This window comes from Psychrobacter sp. AOP3-A1-26, assembly GCF_052378235.1.
GTDB lineage: Bacteria > Pseudomonadota > Gammaproteobacteria > Pseudomonadales > Moraxellaceae > Psychrobacter.
In genome coordinates, this window is record NZ_JBQSXN010000068.1 from 1 (window position 1) to 16,678 (window position 16,678).

A 16,678-nucleotide genomic window follows, 5' to 3' on the forward strand; every position below is an offset into this window, starting at 1 on the left:
AAATATTTAAAACGACAAGCCACAGTAACAAGCCGCGCGTATTTATCGCAATATCAGTTTGGTTAATGAAGGTTGTTAGCTGGCTAGCTTTTATTAATTAATGAGAGGAGTCATCAGCTAATTCAGCCTTATCCTCAACATCAACCCCTTTAATAATTTGAAATTTATCGTTTACCATCTCAGTCAGTAACGGCTCGCCTTTAGCATTGACGCGGAACAAGCCATATTGTGCCGCTTCAAATGACTTGGCATGACCTTCTTGAAAGAAAAAAGCATTGGTCGCCACTTGCACGCTACCGTTACGGATGCGGTAATGAATAGCCAACTCATTGACAGCTAAACTATTAAGGTCATCTCGGCTATTGGTTTTGGCTAAACGCACAAATTGTCCAACATTGTTGCTATCGGTTTTGACGATTACATAGCCGTCACTTGGTTTATAGATTCGAAAATCTGGCTGCAAGCTTTCTAAACTCTCTAAGTTTCTTTCACGCGTTTCGGGTCGCAACGCTGCAAAAACATCAGGCTCTAGCGCATAACTGAGGGTCATATAATCGCCTTGCATAAAGCCGCGCGGATCAACAGGGGCAAGCGCTAATAATACCGTATCGCCAGTGGCAAGATGGGTTTCGTATTTGTTGATATTCATCATCATCAAGCCCAATACCAGCGCCAATCCAAGAAGGGCAATAACAATCATGACTGCCGGTTTTTGTAGCCAATGCATGGTCGGCGATGTTTCTTTAATTAAACGCTTGGTCAGAATTTTATCTTTCATGATAGGCGCTCCTGATGATCGTTGGCGCTCGATTTTATATTTGCAAGATAGCCTTTAATAAGCGTCCAACGCATAAGTAATAGCGCGATACTGATGACCAGCATGGAGACGGATTTGACCAATAAAGACGTATCGAGCTGGTAGTAGTACCAAAAGATATAGCTGACCAACGCCACAATACCAAACCCTAGCAATAGGCGCTGACTATTGGCGACAGCAATGATGATAATTAAACTGGTTGCCAATAAGCCTGAGACGTAAATCGACATAACGCCAAGTATGGCAATAGTGCAACCAACGATAATTCCTGCTGCTGATAGGAAACTGACTTGATAGCGTTTGAGAATTAAAGCAGCACCATAGAGGCTAGCAATAATGAGCAGCCCTTGGGCTAAATAATAGTTGTAGCTGAAAGCCGTACTATAACTGTCAAAGCTATTTCCATATTCAGCCGCGATAAAGTACACAGAAACGCACAACAGCATCAGTGTACTGGCATAGCCAATTGCTTTGATAGGGTCAAAAATGGTCGCTTGCCAGTCGATAGAAACGGACTGTAATAGGCGATAACGTTGTAAATTACTGATAACAACAGTCAGTGCCAACAATCCCAAACTGATCTCAGGCAGATGATAGTAGTTAAGTAAATAAACCACGCAGCCCAAAGCAACCAAGCTACTTAGTATGCGGTAAATAAAGTTCGGCACGATGAAGGTCATACTGCTTTGAAACAATAAAAATAACCATATAGCAAAGGGGTGCTCAATATCACCGCTAATTAATGCGTACGCCACATAGACTTGTCCAGCTACGCTAATCGTAAAGGCTAAGCTGTTTAAAAATATACTACGGCGAAGGTGTTTATTTTTAAATAAGATAAAGCCAGCAATATTTAATACCATGCCCATGACAAAGTTCGCTATCGCACTATCGAGTACGCCAGTATTTTCTAGCAATAAGGTTAAAAAACCGATAAAAAATAGACTGGCGAGAATGCCGCTAAAACCAAAGAATACTTGTATAAACCAAGGGTTATGGTCTTGAGGGTCATTATTAACGGTTTGGTCGGTCTGAGCATCATTATCAATAGCATTTGCATCAATAAGTCCAAGCTGTTGTAGCTGTAAAAGAGTAGTGTCTGGGTGTTTATGGTCTATGTCACCTCTGGCTACCGTACTTGGCACACTGTTTTCGTGATTTAAACGAGCAACCTTACGTAGCCACATCACCGCTGCTGAACTCATTGCAATCAGCAACAGCGCTAAAGTTAGAAGCCCACCCGCATCGAAGTCATCTAATAGCCATTCTCCTACCCAAAACATCACCACGGTAATGATAGAAAATGACAGATAAGTGAGCATCAGCAAATCGATTCGACGTTGATAAAATTGCCAAAGCATAAAGCCGCACCAGCCAAGCCAAGATATAACAGAGATAAGCGTAGCTAAGCGATTGCCACCCTCGAAGACAGGGAAAACCGCTAGATAGGTAATAAAGCAAGTACTGAGTAGACCGACGATATAAGTGCTCCAGTGTAAGCTGGATTTGGTCTGCCTTTTTGTTTTAGGAGGAATAATAGAAGTGAGGTTGGTATGGGTAGTAGCTGCTTGAAGTGTTTGCTTTTCAGTACTGATAACCCAAGTATTGAAGGCGATAAAATTAATCAGTGCTAGAAGCCATACTTGAACAACGTTTTGATAAATATGATTAATAAATGACAAATCTATCAAATCAAGATATAGCATCAGACCAGCATTTATCAGCCCAAGCCACAACAGCCACAGTGCAGGAAAACGCGCGATAACGACCCAAGGCACAATCAATACGGCCCAGCCAAAAAACAGCTGCCAGGTATCAGCGCCCGTCTGATACACCTGCCCAAACAGTGCCAACAAGCTACCGGTAATCACGCTGGCAATGAGCAGTAAAAGCTGCCGGATTAGCTGAAATTTCTGTCTAAAAGAGAGCACAACGTAAAGGGCAATCGTGATAAATAACGCCCCTTCTACCAAAGCAAATTTACCCATTTTGCCTATATTTACCCAGTTATAGGCGATAAAGAAAACTAAGGACAAGACCAGTGCTATCGTGCCAATAATGAGCAAGGCTTTATCAAAAAACGTTAGCCAAGTACGTTTGCTGGGGTAGACTTCTAGGTGAGTTGCTGCCGCCTCGGTATTTTTGAGAGGTAGAATACCTTGGTGCAGTAATTGCTCGATAGTACGCCGTGGTTGGGTCATAGTACCCTCTCATTAAAAACAGTTTAAAGTCTATCTTAGCTGTTTTATGAGAATATGGTGTACTAAAGTTTGTAGGTGCTTACTTAATAAAACTCAATGCGGCTGAGTAGGTGCTCTTGAATTAAATAGGCACAAATATAAGCGCTCGGCCAAGCAACCATAAAGGCATATTTCCATGAGTGAAATAGGGTGATAAAAAACCCATCGACAAAACCGACGTTTATCAACAGCAAGGCCGTTGAAATAATCGTGGACATCAGTAGCGCCATTAAAAAGGTGAAAATCAACCGGTAATATTTGCGCCGTGTGCGTATTCTGATGACGGGAAATTGAGCCATAACGTTAAGTCGTCCTGCATGATGAGGGCTACGTCTTAATCATAAAAACGTAATTTTTCGAGAGAAGAGATGATGAAGTAAAGCATTGCGAGTGCTTGGCGGCGACTATGATATCGCGTGACGACGGCTAGGTAAAATGGTTATTATCAATCATCAAGTTCTCATTATTATATTGCGATCATTATCTGTTTTAATGGTTAGATTGTATAAGGATTTACTTGATAACCTTTAACGCTCTTTTAAAAAATTATAAGGATAAAAAATGTCTACGGAACAACGAAACGCTAAGCAAAAAATATTAGGCATCATCGGTGGCATGAGCTGGGAGAGTACCGAAAGCTATTATCGGCTGATTAATGAAGGTATTAAGTCGGAGCTTGGCAACTTGCATTCAGCAGACCTGCTTATTCATAGCGTAGATTTTGCACCAATTGGTGAGTTACAAGCGCAAGGGGCGTGGGAGGAAATGGGCGAAATATTAGCCAATAGCGGCAAACGCTTGCAGGCGGCTGGTGCGCAAGGGTTGTTAATTGCGACCAATACCATGCATAAAGTCGTCGATGAGGTGCAGGCAGCGACTGGTTTGCCGATTATACATATCGCCGATGCAACGGCTAAAGCTATTAAAAATAAAGGCTTAACTCGTGTTGCGCTACTAGGCACACAGTTCACCATGACGCAGGATTTTTATAAGCAACGCCTCATTGATGCTGGCTTGCAAGTGTTCATTCCAGATGCGGATGCACGCGAAGAGGTGCATCGGGTAATCTACGATGAGCTATGCCAAGGACAATTACTCGATAGCTCACGGCAGTATTATCGCCAAGTGATTGAGGATTTAGCTGAGCAAGGATGCGAGGGCGTGATACTAGGATGTACCGAGATTGGATTGCTTATTAAGCAAGCAGACAGCCCAATCCCAGTATTCGATACTACGGCTATTCATGCAGCAGCGGCAGTGGATTTTTTATTGGGTAATGCAAACTTTTAATATTTCATCAACCCACTTTCAGCTTGTGAATCCTCTACACTGATTGACAAAAGCCGCCTCGTTGAACTTCTATTATATGAACCACGCTATCCTCATTTATTCTTTCTTATCATACGGTATCTATGAAGGCGTCTCTTAAGTCGCCTATGCAACCTTGTGATACGGCGCAAAGGTAAGCGCTTCCATACAGTCGTTGGGATAATATCTCGGAACGAGGCATTGGTGCCTGTATGCGCGCGAAACTCTTCAGACCTTTGGGAAGCCTCTTCTGCCGGTAAAATACTGCCCTTACGCCATCCGCCGTGCAGATACAGTCCTACCCCCATCAGGGCAGTCGCCACCATGCCTGCTGGGAACGACAGCCAAAGCGCATCGTCGCCAAGCATGGGATAAAGCCCAAAAGCAAACCCAAGACGCACTGGGTACATCGAAATAATCATCACGATTAGCGGCCAAACCACATAGCCATTCGCCCGCATTGTGCCGAACAAAACCTGCGCTATCCCAAAAAAGATAAAACCCCATGTCGCCATTATCTGAATATGCCGCCCAATTGGCAACGCTTGGCTGTCACTGCCAAGAAACAGAGCTAAAAAGGTTTCATCAAAAATGGTGAGCAACACGATGACAGCGCCTGTCAATACTAGGTTAAAAGTGAGCCCCCAGCGTGTGATTCCTGCAACCCTGTGCCATTTGTTAGCACCAATATTCTGTGCAACCATCGCACTCGCCGCGGCACTTAACGCCATCGCAGGCATTTGCACGTATGTCCAAAGCTGCTGGGTCGCACTATAAGCGGCTGTCGTCTGCACCCCTTCACGGTTTATCAGAGATAGCATCGTCAACGCGGCCGAAGAGATGACGATCATTTGAATGCCCATCGGCAAACCTTTCGAGAACATCGACTTCAAGATTTCTGGGTCGGCGCGCAAAAAGCGCAGCTCAGGCATACGAAGCGCCAGCACAGAGCCACGCAGATACATGGTGATGAGCATGCCAATAAGCGCTAGTGTATTGGCGACGGCGGTTGCGAAGGCCGAGCCAAATATACCCCATTCGGGAAATGGGCCTAGACCCAAAATAAGCGTCGGTGTCAAAATCAAGTCAATAACGACCGACATAGCTATGAACCAAAGGGGTGTTGTAGAATCGCCTGCCCCACGTAGTGCCATCATTATCAGCGTAAACGTTAATGTGACCGGCATCGCAACGAAAATCATCCGCATATAAGTCAGTGCAAGGCTTGCAGCACTTGCCGGCGTGCCAAGCATATCAAGTAGCACCGGTGCAAATATCCACCCTCCTGCCGACACCAATACGCTGATCGGAATAATGCTCCCTAGCGCTGTTCCCATGGTTTTTTTGACCATGGATTCGTTGCGACGACCCATTGCCTGACCAATCAAAATAGTAGACGCCATACCGAAGCCAAAAACGAAAGAGATCAATATAAACATTAAGATATTGCCGTTCGCCGTCGCTGCCAACGCTTCTTCACCTAGAGACCGACCCAGACGGCATTGATCGAGCCGTTTAACGACTGTAGTGCCGATGATCCAAGTGTTGGCAATGCAAACAGCAGCATCGTCTTGGCAATCGACCCTTCGGTGAGGTCGCGCTGTTTACCAGTGGAGGTATTTGTTTTACTCAATGTTCATCCCTTTGCGCCAGACATTTAATTCGGGGGCTTATAATTAGCGCTAATAATTAGAGCTAATGAAACAAAAATATCTATCATAAACCAGAAAGGGTGTGCCGTCTTTATTAGAGCTGTAACCCTTCGGCATGCTTTATGATTATTTGTATAGCCGTTTTTAGAGAACAGCCATAAACTTTAATGGACAAGCGAGTTGCTTTTATGGCTCAGTTTTAAAAAGAGTTTGTGCTAGGATAATAATCTTTAATTTATTCTGACTAGGGCTCGCCCTAATATTAAAAAGGATGTTTCGATGCTGCTAAAACGCCTAGGCCTTGCTACTCTGCTAAGTTTTTCAATCGTAGGTTGTACGACTGCGCCCAATACCTTCGCGGTAAATACCACCCAAAAATTAGTTCAGTATGAGCGCAATAAGTCTGATTTAGCAGTCAAAGCAATGACATTAAGCTCTGGCGATAAAATGGTCTACGCTGAAAATGGCAATATAAACGCTGAGCCTTTATTACTCATTCATGGCTTCGGCGGCAATAAAGACAACTTCACCCGCATCGCAAGACAGCTAGGCGACTATCATTTGATCATTCCTGATTTGTTAGGTTTTGGCGACTCTAGTAAGCCGATGACGGCAGACTATCAATCAGAGGCGCAAGCGACACGCTTACATGAGCTATTACAAGCGAAGGGATTAGCAGAAAGTATCCATGTCGGTGGCAATTCGATGGGCGGCGCTATCAGTGCTGCGTACGCAGCAAAGTACCCAAAAGATGTCAAAAGCCTATGGTTGATCGATAGCGCGGGGTTTTGGTCAGCAGGTCTCCCTAAATCGCTAGAAAACGCAACGCTAGAGGATAACCCGCTGTTGGTGGATAATAAGCAGGATTTTTATAAGATGTATGATTTTGTCATGACCAAGCCGCCTTATATCCCTAAGTCAGTAAAAGCTGTCTTTGCCCAAGAACGTATCGCCAATAAAGCGCTAGAATCTAACATACTAGAGCAAATCGTCACCGATAGTGTCGAGGAGCGCGCCACAACCATCGCTCAATATGACATTCCAACGCTGGTCGTTTGGGGCGAAAAGGATCAAGTAATCAAACCTGAAACGGTCACGCTGATAAAACAAATAATCCCGCAAGCGCAAGTGATTACGATGAAGGATGTCGGCCATGTTCCGATGATTGAAGCAGTAAAAGAAACCGCTAACGATTATAAGAAGTTTCGAGAACCCCTTAAATAGAGTCAGATGATAGCTCTGTTACTAGGCGCTCTAGCAATTCAAGCGTGCTTTCTTGTCTCACCAAAGCCACGCCTTGTCCTGCCCATAAAGACTGATGTTCCGCATCAAGATTGCGCTTTGCATCAGCACGCAAGTTTTTGGTCATCACATTCAATTGTGGGTAGGGCGGTAGCTCATGAGCGCTCTCGTATTGAGCAAAGTCGCACAGATAATCATTCAATAAACCGCGAGCTTGTTTGCCCGAAAATAGACGCGTTAATCGCGTCTCCGAACTGCGCTTGCCAAGGCCAGCATCAATTAACGCTTGCTTATAGATGTCGTTAATCCCGCATTTATCGGTGGTCAAAAACGCCGTCCCTATTTGCGCCAGCTCAGCGCCAGCCGTTTGCACCGCCTTAATCGCTTGCCCTGTCATAATACCGCCAGCGGCTATTAACGGAATATCAGTACAGGCGCGAGTTTGACTAATCAGCGTCAATAATCCTAGTGGATCATTTGAGCTTTGTTGCAACCAACCACCGCGATGTCCACCAGCTTCTGCGCCTTGAATACAGACAGCATCTGCGCCAATCTCTGCCCATTGTTTTGCCTCGTCAGGATGATTTGCCGTTCCGATGACGCGCGTGCCTAAACTCTGTAAACACTGAACTTGCTCGACGCTAATAATGCCAAAGGTGAAACTCGCCACCGGAACGGGATTGTCATAAAGGACCTGTAGTTGCTCAGAGAAGTTGAGCGCAGGACGTTCAGGTAACGCCATGTCTAGGTTATTTTTTTCATAATAATCGCTTAACCAATCAGGAATCTCGCTATCCAAGGTATTAGAATCGTGCTCGGATAACACCATCAAATTGATCATAAAAGGACGATCAGTCAGTGATTTAAGGGTGTTGATTTGCTCGTTTAAAATATCTGGCGCCGTCGTACCACCGCCTAGTGACCCCAGTCCACCAAAGTTACTTACAGCCGCTGCCAGCTCAGGTGTGGTGGCTCCTGCCATCGGTGCTTGAACGATAGGATGGGTTAAATTCAGGGTTTTAAGTAAGGTCATGACGAGCGTCCTTTTTGTTTTATACTATTCTCAAAAATACGATTAGCGGTGTCAAACTCGCTTAGCCTACTCAATGTAGCACTTGCAATCATTTTCCTTGCTACTCTGATTTTTGAGAACAGTGTTATTAGAAAATTTACCTAACTTACTTTACCAAAGCTGAACGCCGTGCGTGTTAGAGAATGTTTATTTAGTTATGCGATAAAGGAAATAGGTTTGGAGTACAAAGGTAATCTTTTTAAGGTTAATAGCTTATCTTCAAACGAAAAATAGGTCAGATCCTAAACTATCAAAAGATAATTAAGAAAACTGACCCATTTATTTCAACTTATTGCTTAGCTTAAGTGTTTAGTTCAACTGCAACGAGCCTTTGGCATTCATCAACAGCTCGACCACATCATCGCCACTAATCACAGGGAAGCGCTTATCAATCGCAGATTCTTCAACGCCATTGTGTTTCATACACGCACCGCAAACCAATACTTGGCCGCCATTTGCGATAAAGGCTTCTAGCAATTCGCCTGCAGGCTCAAATGGCGCGCCAATATTGACGTCATCTAAAGCGTTTGGTAATGCCAAATGCACTGCGTCTACCATCAAAATCACTGAAGCAGAGTGCCCTTTCTTCAAGGCAATTCCCGCCATAGTAAAAGCCAAGGTAATTTTGTTAGGATTTGAATCACTATTATCAAACAGTGTGCCTACATAATCAGTGCGATAATCCGTGTTATTAGCCATCTTATTTTCCTTATTCAGTTTAATGAAAACTCACTACTATCCTAACATTTAATATACTTATTTATATAATGTATTGTTAGTAAATAGTAGCTATAAGGTTACTTGGTTGTGAAGAGCTGGTTGTGAAGAGCTGGTTGTGAAGAGCTGGTTGTGAAGAGCTGGTTGTGAATCGCTGCTTGTAATTTATAAGTATTTTTGAATAATTGGCTTTAAGCTTGCGGCGGCCACGGTCGGTCAGCATCACTCACGATCCATTCTTTTACATAGCCGCTTGGTGGTAGTTCCCAATCAGATTGATCCAACGCGGCCAATATACGAGAGGTCTCAATGACTTTACCGCCTTCGGTGACGCCAGTACGCAGTAGGGCAGACGAGCAAGGTTTGCCCTTGACCCACATTGATTGTTCAATATATATCCAGCGCTCATCAAAGGCGACGATTTTAGTTTTCATAGTGACTTTTTCAAAAGCGCGAATCCGCCTACGATATTGAATAGTACTGCCAGCGACCACCAAACCCCAACGCTGTTTTAGCAGCTGTTTGCCAAGTCCGCTACGTACTGCAAAGTCGGTACGCCCCATGTCATAAAGTGTGAACACGCGACCATTATTCATCTCTAAAAAATTATCAATATCAGACAGTCGGCAGCGAAAGCTAATCTCGCTGGTATCTTTAAACGTTAAGGTGTTGCCTTTTTTTACTTGTAGCGCGGCGCGAGCGATGGTGCTGGCATAACGAATAAATGGATACATAGAACAATCTCATCAGTTTTAAAAGGTAAGAGTAAAGTAGATTAAGTTATTATTTATTAGGTAACACACCAATAGACTCAAAATAAGCACTGACGGTTTCAGGTATCCAATTAATATCAAATCTGGATTTTTTATAAAGATGAGGTGACTTGTCTTTATCGGAGCGATAACGAATAAAGCCCACATGACCACCATGCTCAGTGTCTAAAATAGTGATACTGTCAGACACATCGTTTGGTGTGGCGGTAAAACCAAGGAAGGGATCGTCTTTGGCGCTAATCAATAATAAAGGCTTGGTCACTTTTATCAAATAAGGCAGGGCTGATGAAGCCTGATAGTAATGATTGTTAGAGCGGTAGCCGTGACGCGGCGCGGTAAAGATATCATCAAAATCACTGATACGATTGACCGACTTGATCGAGTCGATCTCCTCTTTAGTGATGTCATTGGCTAAGGCTTTTTTGATAATGGGGTTGAGTAAGTAAGGAGTATAAATACGATGGCTCAAAAATCCGTGCATACTAAGCGCCGCCGATGACATATCAACGGGCGCAGAAATCACAGCCGCGCCTTGGCAGATTGCGTCGTCACCATATTCGCCCATATATTTTGCCAAGGCATTACCACCTAGTGATACCCCAGCCGCATAGATATGGGCAAAGCTTTCGCGCAGGTTTTCAAGCATATGGTGCAACTCGCCGGTGTCCCCTGCGTTATAAAAGACGCGACCGCTCGCAGGAATACCGCCACAGCTGCGAAAGTGCGCCACCACAAAATGCCAACCTTGCGCGTGCATCTGATAGGCCAAAGCACGGGCATAATGACTGTCGCTACTGCCTTCCATACCGTGAAACAGGACGATCAACGGCGTTTGCTCAAGTTCACCGTTTTCTGCAGCTTCAATCGGATGGGCGTCATAAAAGTCATAAGCAATATCACTTTCATCTAACGAATCTTTTTCGACCACGCGGCGATAAGTCGGGGTTTTGGGTGCAAAAAACTTGGGCAGGATACTTTGCAAATGCGGATTGGTTAGCCAAAATGGCGGTTTAAAAGGAGCAGGCGTGAATGGTTTTGTCGATTTTGAGGTTGGCATATATGAATCTTATTTTATGTTTATTAAAATCGTTGTGAATAATCAGAGCTTTATCATACCGACGCTTATAGCCAAAACCAATAAGATTTAGTGAACGCTCAGTGAACGCATGGTTACTCAAACGTATTTATGAGTTACGGCGACTCTAACACCCGACCATCCATCGCCAGACGCTCTTTTAAATCCTCAATATCCACTTCAGCGAGCGTCACACTCAATGTCACTTGTTTACTATAAGCGACATCATCGATACTGCCGTTTAGGCTATCAACGATGTAACGACATTGGGCTTCGGTAGCAAACTCTGCCAATATCTGTACTTGCGCCATCGGCACGTAAGGTAGCAGTATCATCTCATCAACCGCCGCTTGCGCCGAGCCTGCATAAGCACGGGTCAAGCCGCCAGCGCCCAGTTTAATTCCGCCAAAATAACGCACGACGATGATAATCACGTTGCCGATAGACTTGTGCTGCAACACATTTAATATCGGACGACCCGCCGTACCATTTGGCTCACCATCGTCGTCAAAGCCGGCACTGGTGGTGTTATTAGGGTCGCCAATGATATATGCCCAGCAGTGATGACGGGCATCGGCGTATTGCTCACGTAGCTGTTCCACGTGAAACATTGCGTCTTCACGTGAATTAACTGGATAAGCGTAGGCAATAAACTCGGATTTCTTAATTTCTAAACGAGCAGTAACAGCACGTTTTAGCGTTTGATAGCTCATATTTCATCAGGTCTAGGTTGGATATGGTAAACTTGTCTAACTTTCATTGTCTGCCGTATTTGGCGCAGTGTTCATTTAATTTTTTATTATAGTACCACTTCTAATCATTTAAGGTAGCGAACAAGCGGCGTATGAGTATTTGTGTCGTTGGCTTAATGTAGAGTAGGTGCTATAAAACGGATGGTAGTTAAGCGTATGCGTTTAGATAAATTCATTAGTAAATCCACTGAGCTGTCGCGTAAAGAATCAAAAAAGATTCTACACGCGGGTGAGGTAACGGTAAACGATCAGGTCATCAAAGACCCAGGTGTACATGTCGATATCGCCAACGACGATGTGATGTGGGTAGGCGAGCCATTGTCGGTTGCCACCGGTAACCGCTATATCTTACTGCACAAACCTGAAGGCTTTGAATGCACGCTTAAAGCCAAAGAATACCCAATCGTCACAGAGCTGATAGCGGTACCAGAGCTTGGTAGCTTACGCATTGCTGGGCGACTTGATGTCGATACCACTGGCGCACTACTGATCAGTGATGATGGCAAATGGTTGCACCGCGTTACTAGCCCTAAGCATGAGCATGCCAAAATCTATGAGTTAACCCTAGCAGATGCCATGGATAGTGAGGCGCAAGCCAATGCAGTCAAAGAAGTGGCTGAAGGTATTTTGTTAGAAGGCGATCATGAAGAAACCAAACCTGCGACCCTTGAGTTCATTGATGAAACACATGCGCGTCTGACCCTTGAACAAGGTAAATACCATCAAGTCAAACGTATGATGGGCTATTTTGGCAACAAGGTAATCGAGCTACATCGCGCCAGTATTGGTCATATCGATTTAGAGGGTTTGGAGAAAGGCGACAGCCGTTTCTTAACCCCTCAAGAAGTCGAACAATTTTAAATTCTATCGATTAAGCTTTAAAATAAGCCCATAGACTGTTTTGCTAACATCAGCAGCCACTTAAACGTGCGCTGCTTTTTTTATGCTGTTTAACATCGTTATTTCTGTCAGTCATTGTGCTCAATTAATTTTAGCAACTTGCTGTGTTGCCTGTCTCTTAAAGCTGGGTAGCAATTTTGCAAAATTAGCCGTCAAATCTCTATCCCATCCTCATAAAAATCCTCCGATATGCTACAGTCCTTGTAACTTTTTAATCTACTTTTTTGCATAATGTAATTAGCCGCTATTAAATGCTTTTATTAAAAACCTGATAGGACAGACTCTGTGAAAAAACCTGTATTTAAATTTGCCAGTCTCATCACCGCCATATTATTCGCTACGACGGCTTGCGCTCAACCTACGGCAACATCGTCATCGTCTAGCAATGCACAAAATAACAATGCTCAAAGTGCTCAAACCACTGGAAAAATAAGCCCTGAAATTGACAGTCGTTTGCGTGCGATATTGACTCAGGCGGGTATTAAGACAGAAATTACCTCTATGGTGCCTTCACAGTTGCCAAACATGTATCAAATCAATCTTGCGGGTCAGCCGCCATTACATATGACAGCGGATGGTAAGTATGTCATACAAGGTGAGCTACAAAAGAACCCGAGCAAACGTATGGTTAATGAAACGCCAGTACGTAGTAATAACGCGCAGGCAGGTACTTCAGTCAATAAAAAAACCAAAACTGATCTGTTAGCCAATATGGGTGCGCTGAAAAACATGAGCACTAAAACACCGTTCTTTTATACCGCAGTACCGGGGGTCATTTGGGGTGCGACGTTAGAGGGTGTGCCGTTCTTGTTATCAGATGACGCGCAATACATCACCGATGGCGAGATATCTGTTATCGAAAACGGTCAGTTCACAGGACTCGATGAGGACTTTGAAAAGCGCAAAAACCAGTCAGTGTTCGCTGAATTAGACGAATCGCAATTGATTACTTATCCAGCGACCAGTCCTGAGAGAGCAGTCATTTATGTGGCTAACGATGTGAACTGTCCTTACTGTCGCCTACTGCATGAGCAGCTACCGATGCTTAACGCTAAAGGGGTAACGGTGAAAACCATTGGTTATCCAATATATGAAGAGTCGCCGGAGCAAATGCGCGCTATTTGGTGTCAAGGTGACGAAGACAGCCGCCGAAAAGCCTTTGATAAGGCGATGTTAAAAGGTGAGATGACGCCTGCGCCAGCAAGCTGCACTGTTAATCATATAACGTCTAATCGTGAAAAGTCGGCAGGGCTTGCGGTGATGGCAACGCCTGCTATTTATCGTGAAGATGGCGTGCTTTACCAAGCAAGTTTTGAGAGTCCTGAATTCTTAGAGTTTTTGGGAGTAGACTAGGTCATATCAAATTTGTGATATAGAACACTGAGTAACAGTGACACCTAAAAAAACCGCCTCATGAATATCACTCATGAGGCGGTTTTTGTTTTATTTGGATAGCCGTTTATGGCAGTACAACATCAACGATTTTCCAGTTAATTAAGCCCTCGCGCTGCATTTCTATGGTAAGCGGATAGCCTTTGACCTGACCGCTGATATTGAAACAATTGATGCCGCAATAACTCAGTTTTGGTTTGTCACTATCTGTGCCTTGCGCCACTTGCTGCTCGAGCTCAGCCGCCTGCTTGTCCATAATTTGCTGCATTTGGTTTTTGACCACTGCATTGACGTCACCGCGCTGAATGATTAAGTTTTGAATCAGATTTTTCAAATCAACTTGATTGCTGGCAATTGCCCATGCTGCTGCCAACTCTTTGGTTGCGGTGTTGGCTTGACCTTGGGTGTTGATAAGCTTTTCGATATTTTGCGGCGTGATTGCGCCATCGACTGCCTGTATGATAAAACCGTTTGCCGCCTCATTTAATGCCGCGCCGCCCAATTCTGCAACCAGTGGATATTTGGTCATGGTCAGTGCAAACTGGCTGGTTAATTGATTTTGCACACTGGGTCGTACTTGTTCGTAATCGATAGCAGCGGCGATAGCAGCGCCATCTTTGGCATCATAGGCATTTTTAAGCTGATAAGCGCTGTAATAAGGGGAGCCTGCAAAGATTGCAACTGCAATCACGATCAATAAAACAATCAGTTTTTTCATAAAGATAAATGCCTTTACTGTATTTGTTCGCTATATAGTCAATTCCATATAAATGGCTACACAGACTACGTTTATTATGTTTGTAAGTTGTATTGGTTAAAAGGTGGCTAGCAGGATGGCTAGGGCGATAAATACTAACACGGCCTAATATGATAAATATATAAATATGCTCATTGATGACACGCACTGAGGTTTATTGTGAAGATTTAAGCCTTGCATAATCAACCCGCAATAAGGTGGATAATGGCAAATCGAGTATAAATGATACGTGAGTTGGATTAACGAGGCTGATAACATCGTGACTCTATACCAGTAGCATGTGGCTACTAACGTATCGATTTTATTTCAAACGGGCTATATATTGCAAAGTTTTTGAACGTCGAGTTATTATTTCAATCATTTTTTAACCTGACTATCCCAGTCAGTAATATCCCCTGCTAAAAGCTTGATAAATTAACCCATCATCTCCATAAATAGCGCAAACTTTTAATAATTGATTTGGTTAAACAGCATCCCGCCGTATTTGCTCGTCCGTTCAACCCGTATTTTTACATCGTTAATAGAGCGGCTATGTTTCATGTGAAACAACTGCTCGCGATTGAGTATAAAAAATGCGTGTGAGCGTTGACGACAGGGTCGATAGACTTATGGGCTAATGGTACTGTGACGACAATAGGAGAGACGATGAGTAAGCGCGATTTTTATGAGGTATTAGGCGTCAGCAAAACAGCAGACAACAAAGAAGTGAAGCGAGCCTACCGCAAGCTGGCGATGAAATACCATCCAGATCGTAATTCTGATGACCCTGATGCCGAAGATAAATTCAAAGAAGCATCCATGGCTTATGAGGTGCTAAGCGACGAAGAAAAACGCTCAGCCTACGATCGTATGGGTCATGCTGCTTTCGAAAATGGCATGGGCGGTGGCGGCGGCTTCGGCGGAGCAGGTGGCGGCAACTTCCAAGATATCTTTGGTGATATCTTTGGCAACTTCGGCGATATCTTTGGTCAATCACGTGGTGGCGGCGGTGGACGCTCGCGCCGTGGTTCAGACTTACGTTATGTGATTGAGCTAACCTTAGAAGAAGCGGTACGCGGCTGCAAAAAAGAGATCAGTTTCACCGCCCCTGCGCCTTGTGACACTTGTGATGGCAAGGGTGCAAAAAACGCCTCGGACGTCGTGACTTGTCAGATGTGTCATGGTCAAGGCCAAGTTCGCATACAGCAAGGCTTCTTTGCCGTTCAGCAAGCCTGCCCACAGTGCGGTGGTAGTGGTAAGCAAATTAAAAACCCTTGTCCTGACTGTCATGGTAATGGGGTCAAAGACAAATCTCGTAACCTAGAGGTTTCTATCCCAGCGGGCGTTGATGATGGCGACCGTGTGCGTCTATCTGGTGAAGGTGAAGCAGGTGGAGCAGGAGTGCAAAACGGCGACTTGTATGTCGAAGTGCGCGTCAAGCCGCATAAGGTCTTTACCCGTCAAGGTGCGGATCTCTACATGGATGTGCCCGTGAGCATTACCGATGCCGCGCTTGGTAAAGAAGTGCAGATACCGACCTTAGATGGCAAAGTCAAAATCAAGGTGGCTGAAGGTACACAAAGTGGTAAACTACTGCGCGTGCGCGGCAAAGGCGTGACGCCCGTACGTACCACGATGAAAGGTGATTTAATCTGCCGTGTGGTCATCGAAACGCCAGTCAACCTCAATCGTGAGCAAAAAGACTTGCTGCGTCAGTTCCAAGATACGCTTGATGGCGACAGTAAGCATCAGCAGTCACCGCATAAAAAATCATTCTTTGAAAAGATTGGTGACTTGTTCGACTGATAGATTGCTTTGGTTAAAGTATTCAATTGTTTTAAGCCCGATAGTTTCACGTGAAACTATCGGGCTTTTTATTATCAGTATTTTTACTGGTGATGTTTGGTTGTTAAATGCATAAAAAAACATTCAGCGAGGATATTTGCTAAACTGACAATAATCATGATTAAAAACTAATTTCGCTAAAAACAATCTTATTAAA

The 16,678-nt window shown here is 44.2% G+C and carries 16 protein-coding genes; 5 read left to right on the forward strand and 11 right to left on the reverse strand.

Annotation, left to right across the window (positions count from 1 at the left end; translation table 11 throughout):
• Positions 1-97: 97 nt before the first annotated feature.
• The 3 genes from ACT3TU_RS10695 to ACT3TU_RS10705 form a co-directional block, all read right to left on the reverse strand.
• The gene (locus ACT3TU_RS10695) at positions 98-778 is read right to left on the reverse strand and encodes a GDYXXLXY domain-containing protein (RefSeq protein ID WP_225735403.1); all 681 of its coding nucleotides are present in this window, start codon (positions 776-778) and stop codon (positions 98-100) included.
• Positions 775-3,018 carry a DUF4401 domain-containing protein gene (locus tag ACT3TU_RS10700; RefSeq protein WP_192523716.1) on the reverse strand — a complete coding sequence of 748 codons (2,244 nt, stop codon included), beginning with the start codon at positions 3,016-3,018 and terminating at the stop codon, positions 775-777. The genes ACT3TU_RS10695 and ACT3TU_RS10700 overlap by 4 nt, the downstream gene beginning before the upstream one ends.
• 83 nt (positions 3,019-3,101) lie before the next feature.
• Positions 3,102-3,356 (reverse strand): DUF2798 domain-containing protein, encoded by a 255-nt coding sequence (locus tag ACT3TU_RS10705; protein ID WP_192523715.1) that lies wholly within the window; start codon positions 3,354-3,356, stop codon positions 3,102-3,104.
• 262 nt (positions 3,357-3,618) lie between these two features.
• Between ACT3TU_RS10705 and ACT3TU_RS10710 the strand changes: the two genes are divergently transcribed.
• Entirely contained in the window at positions 3,619-4,347 is a 729-nt protein-coding gene (locus tag ACT3TU_RS10710; RefSeq protein WP_192523714.1) for an aspartate/glutamate racemase family protein, read from the forward strand.
• A gap of 92 nt (positions 4,348-4,439) precedes the next feature.
• Here the strand turns inward: ACT3TU_RS10710 and ACT3TU_RS10715 are convergent, their stop codons facing one another.
• Together ACT3TU_RS10715 and ACT3TU_RS10720 are read right to left on the reverse strand one after the other, a co-directional pair.
• Complete coding sequence (locus ACT3TU_RS10715; RefSeq protein WP_444784360.1) at positions 4,440-5,795, reverse strand: MATE family efflux transporter; 1,356 nt, start codon at positions 5,793-5,795, stop codon at positions 4,440-4,442.
• A 50-nt stretch (positions 5,796-5,845) separates the two neighbouring features.
• Positions 5,846-5,998: a hypothetical protein gene (locus tag ACT3TU_RS10720; RefSeq protein ID WP_225735391.1), complete on the reverse strand. Its 153-nt coding sequence runs from the start codon at positions 5,996-5,998 to the stop codon at positions 5,846-5,848.
• Positions 5,999-6,296: 298 nt separating this feature from the next.
• Here ACT3TU_RS10720 and ACT3TU_RS10725 point away from each other — a divergent pair, with 298 nt between their 5' ends.
• Positions 6,297-7,241: an alpha/beta fold hydrolase gene (locus tag ACT3TU_RS10725; RefSeq protein WP_192523712.1), complete on the forward strand. Its 945-nt coding sequence runs from the start codon at positions 6,297-6,299 to the stop codon at positions 7,239-7,241.
• On the opposite strand, the gene ACT3TU_RS10730 is transcribed toward ACT3TU_RS10725, so the two are convergent.
• The 5 genes from ACT3TU_RS10730 to ACT3TU_RS10750 all read right to left on the reverse strand — a co-directional run bounded on the left by ACT3TU_RS10730 (position 7,234) and on the right by ACT3TU_RS10750 (position 11,609).
• Positions 7,234-8,292 carry an NAD(P)H-dependent flavin oxidoreductase gene (locus ACT3TU_RS10730; protein WP_192523711.1) on the reverse strand — a complete coding sequence of 353 codons (1,059 nt, stop codon included), beginning with the start codon at positions 8,290-8,292 and terminating at the stop codon, positions 7,234-7,236. The genes ACT3TU_RS10725 and ACT3TU_RS10730 overlap by 8 nt on opposite strands.
• Positions 8,293-8,640: 348 nt before the next feature.
• Complete coding sequence (locus ACT3TU_RS10735; protein ID WP_192523710.1) at positions 8,641-9,030, reverse strand: DsrE family protein; 390 nt, start codon at positions 9,028-9,030, stop codon at positions 8,641-8,643.
• 209 nt (positions 9,031-9,239) lie between these two features.
• Positions 9,240-9,782, reverse strand: coding sequence for an acyl-CoA thioesterase (locus ACT3TU_RS10740; protein WP_192523709.1), 543 nt, complete (start codon positions 9,780-9,782; stop codon positions 9,240-9,242).
• 49 nt (positions 9,783-9,831) lie between these two features.
• Positions 9,832-10,878 (reverse strand): YheT family hydrolase, encoded by a 1,047-nt coding sequence (locus ACT3TU_RS10745; RefSeq protein ID WP_192523708.1) that lies wholly within the window; start codon positions 10,876-10,878, stop codon positions 9,832-9,834.
• A gap of 134 nt (positions 10,879-11,012) precedes the next feature.
• Positions 11,013-11,609 carry a YigZ family protein gene (locus ACT3TU_RS10750; protein WP_192523707.1) on the reverse strand — a complete coding sequence of 199 codons (597 nt, stop codon included), beginning with the start codon at positions 11,607-11,609 and terminating at the stop codon, positions 11,013-11,015.
• Between the two features lie 195 nt (positions 11,610-11,804).
• Between ACT3TU_RS10750 and ACT3TU_RS10755 the strand changes: the two genes are divergently transcribed.
• Both ACT3TU_RS10755 and ACT3TU_RS10760 read left to right on the forward strand, forming a co-directional pair.
• Positions 11,805-12,509: a pseudouridine synthase gene (locus ACT3TU_RS10755; protein WP_192523720.1), complete on the forward strand. Its 705-nt coding sequence runs from the start codon at positions 11,805-11,807 to the stop codon at positions 12,507-12,509.
• A 324-nt stretch (positions 12,510-12,833) separates the two neighbouring features.
• The gene (locus ACT3TU_RS10760) at positions 12,834-13,901 is read left to right on the forward strand and encodes a disulfide isomerase DsbC N-terminal domain-containing protein (protein WP_192523706.1); all 1,068 of its coding nucleotides are present in this window, start codon (positions 12,834-12,836) and stop codon (positions 13,899-13,901) included.
• Between the two features lie 106 nt (positions 13,902-14,007).
• Here the strand turns inward: ACT3TU_RS10760 and ACT3TU_RS10765 are convergent, their stop codons facing one another.
• Positions 14,008-14,658, reverse strand: coding sequence for a DUF2939 domain-containing protein (locus tag ACT3TU_RS10765; RefSeq protein WP_192523705.1), 651 nt, complete (start codon positions 14,656-14,658; stop codon positions 14,008-14,010).
• Positions 14,659-15,342: 684 nt separating this feature from the next.
• Between ACT3TU_RS10765 and dnaJ the strand changes: the two genes are divergently transcribed.
• Complete coding sequence (gene dnaJ, locus ACT3TU_RS10770; protein ID WP_192523704.1) at positions 15,343-16,482, forward strand: molecular chaperone DnaJ; 1,140 nt, start codon at positions 15,343-15,345, stop codon at positions 16,480-16,482.
• Positions 16,483-16,678: the final 196 nt, after the last annotated feature.